At 66.6% G+C, this 6,498-nt stretch carries 6 protein-coding genes; 4 read left to right on the forward strand and 2 right to left on the reverse strand.

Translation table 11 applies throughout. The features are described 5' to 3' along the window. On the forward strand, nucleotides 1–209 hold a 209-nt coding region (locus tag ACFWBU_RS21035), incomplete at its 5' end, for a 2'-5' RNA ligase family protein (protein ID WP_378529142.1). 36 nt (nucleotides 210–245) lie between these two features. On the opposite strand, the gene ilvD is transcribed toward ACFWBU_RS21035, so the two are convergent. Together ilvD and ACFWBU_RS21045 are read right to left on the reverse strand one after the other, a co-directional pair. Continuing rightward, the gene (ilvD, locus tag ACFWBU_RS21040; RefSeq protein WP_378529143.1) at nucleotides 246–2,087 is read right to left on the reverse strand and encodes a dihydroxy-acid dehydratase; all 1,842 of its coding nucleotides are present in this window, start codon (nucleotides 2,085–2,087) and stop codon (nucleotides 246–248) included. A gap of 101 nt (nucleotides 2,088–2,188) precedes the next feature. Further along, nucleotides 2,189–2,713 (reverse strand): PH domain-containing protein, encoded by a 525-nt coding sequence (locus ACFWBU_RS21045; protein WP_169619641.1) that lies wholly within the window; start codon nucleotides 2,711–2,713, stop codon nucleotides 2,189–2,191. A 263-nt stretch (nucleotides 2,714–2,976) separates the two neighbouring features. Here ACFWBU_RS21045 and ACFWBU_RS21050 point away from each other — a divergent pair, with 263 nt between their 5' ends. From ACFWBU_RS21050 to ilvC, 3 genes are read left to right on the forward strand one after another with little or no spacing between them, the layout of a single operon-like run. After that, complete coding sequence (locus tag ACFWBU_RS21050) at nucleotides 2,977–4,917, forward strand: acetolactate synthase large subunit (protein WP_169619640.1); 1,941 nt, start codon at nucleotides 2,977–2,979, stop codon at nucleotides 4,915–4,917. Further along, nucleotides 4,914–5,417, forward strand: a complete 504-nt coding sequence (gene ilvN, locus ACFWBU_RS21055; RefSeq protein ID WP_169619639.1) for an acetolactate synthase small subunit — start codon at nucleotides 4,914–4,916, stop codon at nucleotides 5,415–5,417. The genes ACFWBU_RS21050 and ilvN overlap by 4 nt, the downstream gene beginning before the upstream one ends. Nucleotides 5,418–5,453: 36 nt before the next feature. Beyond that, nucleotides 5,454–6,467, forward strand: coding sequence for a ketol-acid reductoisomerase (gene ilvC / locus ACFWBU_RS21060; protein ID WP_169619638.1), 1,014 nt, complete (start codon nucleotides 5,454–5,456; stop codon nucleotides 6,465–6,467). The last annotated feature ends 31 nt before the right edge of the window (nucleotides 6,468–6,498 follow it).

Below are 6,498 nucleotides of genomic sequence, written 5' to 3' on the forward strand. Positions count from 1 at the left end.
TGGGGATAGAAGACCTCGGAAAGATAGTCGATCTCCACCCGCACGTCACGATCGCCCACGGCATCGCCGAGGAGGCGATGGACGAGGCGTACGAGGCGCTGAAGGAGTTCGAGGCGAGCTGGACCTGCACCGGGTTCGCCCTCTACGAGCAGGGCCCGGACGGCGTCTGGCGCAAGCTGCGCGACTTCCCCTTCGGCCGCGAGGGCTGAGAGCGGCCCCCGCCGTCGTCTCGTTCGTGCCCGTGATCAGGGCACGTAGCGAACCGCGCCCTTGTCGGCGGAGGTGGCCAGCGCGGCATACGCGCGCAGCGCGGTGGTGACTGTGCGCTGACGATCGACCGGCTGCCAGGGCTTCTCCGACGCCTCCATCTTGGCGCGACGGGTGGCGAGTTCCTCGTCGGACACCAGCACCTCGAGCGTGCGGGTCGCGACGTCGATGCGGATCTGGTCACCGGTCTCGACCAGACCGATCGTGCCGCCGGCGGCCGCTTCGGGGGAGATGTGCCCGATCGACAGGCCCGAGGTGCCACCGGAGAACCGGCCGTCGGTGATCAGTGCGCACACCTTGCCCAGGCCGGCGCCCTTGAGGAATGCGGTGGGATGCAGCATCTCCTGCATGCCCGGGCCGCCCTTGGGGCCTTCGTAGCGAACGACCATGACGTCGCCGGGCTTGATCCGCTTCTGCAGGATCGCCGAGACCGCCTCCTCCTGGGACTCGACGACGAGCGCCGGACCCTGGAAGGAGAACAGGTCCTCGTCGATGCCCGCGGTCTTGAGGATCGCGCCGTCGAGCGCGACGTTGCCGCGCAGCACGACCAGTCCGCCTTCGACTGTGTAGGCGTGTTCGACGTCGCGGATGCAACCGCCTGCCGCGTCGGTGTCGAGCGAGGACCAGCGGTTGTCCGTCGAGAACGGTTCCGTGGTGCGCACTCCGCCGGGAGCCGCGTGGAACAGCTCGACCGCTTCGTCGGACGCCTTCCCGGAGCGGATGTCCCAGGTGTCGAGCCACTCGTCGAAGCTCTTGGTGTGCACCGTGGACACATCGGTTTCGAGCAGTCCACCGCGGCGCAGTTCGCCGAGCAGTGCGGGGATGCCACCGGCCCGGTGCACGTCCTCCATGTGGTAGTCGGAGTTCGGGGAGACCTTCGACAGGCACGGCACCTTGCGGCTGATGGCGTCGATCGTCTCGAGGTCGAAGTCGACCTCGCCTTCCTGGGCGGCGGCAAGCGTGTGCAGCACCGTGTTGGTCGACCCGCCCATCGCGACGTCGAGCGCCATCGCGTTACGGAAGGCGGCGGGAGTGGCGATGTTTCGCGGCAGCACGGACTCGTCGCCGTCGCGGTAGTAGCGCAGCGCCGCCTCGACGACGGTGGTTCCGGCCCGCTCGAACAGTGCGCGTCGTGCGGAGTGCGTCGCCAGGGTCGAGCCGTTGCCCGGGAGGGCAAGGCCCAGTGCTTCGGTGAGGCAGTTCATCGAGTTGGCGGTGAACATGCCCGAGCACGATCCGCAGGTCGGGCACGCGCTGCGCTCGACCTCGTCGAGACCTTCCTCGCTCACCGAGTCGTTGGCCGACGCGGAGATCGCGGTGATGAGGTCGGTGGGTGCCTGTGCGACGCCCCCGACGACGACCGCCTTGCCTGCTTCCATCGGCCCACCGGAGACGAACACGGTCGGGATGTTCAGGCGCATCGCGGCATTGAGCATGCCCGGCGTGATCTTGTCGCAGTTCGAGATGCACACCAGCGCGTCGGCGGTATGTGCGTTGACCATGTATTCCACGGAGTCCGCGATGATTTCGCGGCTCGGCAGCGAGTACAGCATTCCGCCGTGGCCCATCGCGATACCGTCGTCGACCGCGATGGTGTGGAACTCGCGTGCCACGCCGCCGGCTGCCTTGACGGCCTTGGCGACGATCTCGCCGACATCCTTGAGGTGGACGTGGCCGGGAACGAATTGCGTGTACGAGTTCGCGATGGCGACGATCGGCTTGCCGAAGTCGGAATCGGTCAATCCGGTGGCGCGCCACAGTGAGCGCGCGCCGGCTGCATTACGTCCGACGGTGGTGGTGCGTGACCTCAACGGGGGCATGGCTGACTTCCTTGACGGGTTGTGCGCAAGCGGCGGACCGCATCCGGTCGCCGTGGCTGGGGCCTGTTCCGGGTGGCGGCACAGTCGAATTTACTCGTGTGCTATTTCGTCTCGGTATCCGAGTCGGGTTCGCTCACCTCGTCGCGTGTGCCGGATGTCGTGTCGTCCTTCGCCGGTGAGCGTTCGGCAGCGGCCGCTTCGGCTGCGCGCGCGTCGTCGGCGGCTGCGTAGGGGTCGGTGATGCGGCCTCCGCTGGCTTCGGCGAGTTGCGGCAGGCGTCCGAAGGTGACGACCGGCAACGGAACCTCGGAGTCGTCGGTGAGCGTCGCGCGGGCCCAGCCGCGCTTGGGGAAGCGGATGCCCTTCAGGGACTCCCACGGGATCGTCGTGGTGGAGAAGGTCGAGCGAGCGACGACTCCGTCGGGGCCGACGACGGTGCGCACGCGGACCACCCACGCGGCGACGAGGAACGGGATCACGAGGGTCCACGCGAAAGCTTCGGGCCACGCGAGGGCGGGAGAGGCCAGCGCAAGGAACAGAAGCCCGCACGCGAGGAACGACAGGCGCGAAATCTGGATGACCTGCGTCGTCGAATCCGGCATGTGGGATGATGGGGGAGGTGGCACGGGCTGCTGTGAAGATGACACCTCTACATCTTGTCACTGCAGCCGCGGCATCTCACATTCTGGGACAGTAACCACACCAAGTTGACTGTCTCCCCACCATGCGCCTACCGTCAAGCGCGTGAATCAGAATGGGTTGCTCGTAATCGGCCGGCGCGTCGTCGCCTGAGCCGCATTCTGCAACTCGCCCACGACGCGCCACCCTCGTACAGCACAACGCTGACGAGGGTTTTTTGTTGCCCGGAGCCAGAATCAGAGGAATTGCAGTGAGCGCACCAACCGCACGGCCTCATCCCTCGCCGCGGAAGCCGGGGGCCGGAACCCCAGCCGCCGCCGCTGCCGCGGCGCAGCCCGCCACCCGACGCCAGGTCGCGCCCGAGCGCGTCACCGGCGCACAGTCGGTAGTCCGAGCCCTCGAAGAGCTCGACGTGGATACGGTCTTCGGCATTCCCGGCGGCGCGATCCTCCCTGTCTACGACCCCATTTTCGATTCGAAGCGGGTGCGGCACGTCCTCGTCCGGCACGAGCAGGGCGCGGGCCACGCTGCCACCGGATACGCGCAGGCGACCGGCAAGGTCGGCGTGTGCATGGCGACGTCCGGACCCGGCGCGACCAACCTCGTCACACCGCTCGCGGACGCGCAGATGGACTCCGTGCCGCTCGTCGCGATCACCGGGCAGGTCGGGCGCCCCCTCATCGGTACGGATGCATTCCAGGAAGCCGACATCTCCGGCATCACGATGCCCATCACCAAGCACAACTTCCTGGTCACCGACGGCGCCGACATCCCTCGCGTGCTCGCGGAGGCGTTCTACCTCGCGTCGTCGGGTCGACCCGGTGCGGTCCTCGTCGACATCCCGAAGGACATCCTGCAGGCCCAGACCACCTTCAGCTGGCCACCGGAGATGCACCTGCCCGGCTACCGGCCCGTCACCAAGCCGCACGGCAAGCAGGTCCGCGAGGCGGCACGTCTGATCGCCGATTCGCGTAAGCCGGTGCTCTACGTCGGTGGCGGCGTCATCAAGGCAGAGGCTTCGGCCGAACTGCTCGAACTCGCCGAACTGACCGGGATTCCGGTCGTCACGACGCTCATGGCGCGCGGTGCGTTCCCCGACACCCACACGCTGCACTGCGGAATGCCCGGCATGCACGGCAATGTCGCGGCCGTGGCGGCGCTGCAGAAGAGCGACCTGCTCATCACTCTCGGCGCCCGCTTCGACGACCGTGTCACCGGTCAGCTCGACTCCTTCGCGCCCGACGCGAAGGTGATCCACGCCGACATCGATCCCGCCGAGATCGGCAAGAACCGTCACGCGCACGTCCCGATCGTCGGTGACTGCAAAGAGGTTCTCGTCGAGCTCATCGAGGCGATGCGCGCGCATCTCGCCACCAACACCACGCTCGACTACACGGCATGGTGGGCGTACCTGGACGACATCCGTCGCACCTACCCGCTGAGCTACGACCGCCCGTCCGACGACTCCCTGTCGCCGCAGTTCGTGATCCAGGCTGTCGGCAAGCTCGCCGGACCGGACGCGATCTACTGCGCGGGCGTGGGGCAGCACCAGATGTGGGCGGCGCAGTTCATCGACTACGAGAAGCCGCGGACGTGGCTCAACTCCGGTGGACTCGGCACGATGGGCTACGCGGTGCCGGCTGCGATGGGCGCCAAGATGGGCCGCCCGGACACCGAGGTGTGGGCCATCGACGGCGACGGCTGCTTCCAGATGACCAACCAGGAACTGGCGACGTGCGCCGTCGAGGGTGTTCCGATCAAGGTTGCCCTGATCAACAACGGCAACCTCGGCATGGTCCGCCAGTGGCAGACGCTGTTCTACGAGCAGCGGTACTCGAACACCGATCTGTCCACGCATTCGCTGCGTATCCCGGACTTCGTGAAGCTCGCCGAGGCGCTCGGTTGCGTCGGTATCCGGGTCGAACGGGAAGAGGACGTCGAGCCTGCGATCCGTCGCGCCCAGGAGATCAACGATCGCCCGGTCGTCATCGACTTCATCGTCGGCAAGGACGCCCAGGTGTGGCCGATGGTCGCCGCCGGTACCGGTAACGACGAGATCATGGCTGCCCGGGACATCCGTCCCTTGTTCGACGAGGACACTGCCGCGGACGACGCCACCGTCGTCGACGCGGTCATCGAACGTGATCAAGCACGCGGCCGTCAGGCTGCAGCCGAGGAGGAAGCCAAGTGAGCACGAGCCACACCCTCAGTGTCCTCGTCGAGGACAAGCCGGGCGTGCTGGCCCGAGTCGCATCGCTGTTCTCGCGGCGCGGCTTCAACATCGAATCGCTTGCGGTCGGTGGCACCGAGATTCCGGAGATCTCGCGTATGACCATCGTCGTCACCGTCGATGCGTTTCCTCTCGAGCAGGTCACCAAGCAGCTCAACAAGCTCGTCAACGTCATCAAGATCGTCGAGCAGGAGGACGAGGCGTCCGTCGCCCGCGAACTTCTGCTCATCAAGGTGCGCGCGGACGCGAGCGTTCGCACCCAGGTCATCGAAACCGTGAATCTCTTCCGCGCCAAGGTGATCGACGTGTCGCCGGAGTCGCTCACGATCGAGGCCACCGGCACCCGGTCCAAGCTGGATGCGCTTCTTCGCATGCTCGAGCCGTACGGGATCCGAGAGATCGTTCAGTCCGGCGTCGTTGCCGTCGGACGCGGTCCCAAGTCCATCACGGCCACCCGTTAGCCTGAACACACCCATTTGCTGAAAGAGGTAGGAACTGTGGCAGTCGAGCTTTTCTACGACGACAATGCCGATCTGTCGATCATCCAGGGCCGCAAGGTCGCTGTGATCGGTTACGGCAGCCAGGGGCACGCACACTCCCTGAGCCTGCGTGATTCCGGTGTCGACGTGCGCATCGGGCTGAAGGAAGGCTCGAAGTCGCGGGCCAAGGCAGAAGAGGCCGGCCTGACCGTCGGTACCCCGGCCGAGGTTTCCGCATGGGCCGACGTCATCATGCTGCTCGCCCCCGACACCGCTCAGGCGTCGATCTTCACGAACGACATCGAGCCGAACCTCGAGGACGGCAACGCGCTGTTCTTCGGCCACGGTCTGAACATCCACTTCGGGCTCATCAAGGCTCCGGAGAACGTCACCGTCGGCATGGTCGCCCCCAAGGGCCCCGGCCACCTGGTGCGTCGTCAGTTCGTCGACGGCAAGGGCGTCCCGGCACTCATCGCGGTCCACCAGGATCCCAAGGGTGAGGGCGAGAGCCTGGCCCTGTCCTACGCGAAGGCCATCGGTGGCACCCGCGCGGGCGTCATCAAGACGACCTTCAAGGAAGAGACCGAGACCGACCTCTTCGGCGAGCAGGCCGTGCTGTGCGGCGGCACCGAAGAACTGGTCAAGACCGGTTTCGACGTCCTCGTAGAGGCGGGCTACTCGCCCGAGATGGCCTACTTCGAGTGCCTCCACGAGCTCAAGCTCATCGTCGACCTCATGTACGAGGGTGGCATCGCCCGCATGAACTACTCGGTGTCCGACACCGCCGAGTTCGGCGGCTACCTCTCGGGTCCGCGCGTCATCGACGCCGGCACCAAGGAGCGCATGAAGGACATCCTCAAGGACATCCAGGACGGCACCTTCGTCAAGCGCCTCGTCGCAAACGTCGAGAACGGCAACAAGGAGCTCGAGGGTCTCCGCAAGGAGAACGCCGAACACGGCATCGAGGTCGTCGGCAAGCAGCTGCGCGACCTGATGAGCTGGGTCGATCGTCCGATCACCGAGACCGCATAGTCTCTCCGTCCTGCTACGGCAGCCCGGCACC

The sequence above is a fragment of the Rhodococcus sp. NPDC060084 genome, assembly GCF_042730335.1.
In the GTDB taxonomy this organism is placed as follows: domain Bacteria; phylum Actinomycetota; class Actinomycetes; order Mycobacteriales; family Mycobacteriaceae; genus Rhodococcus.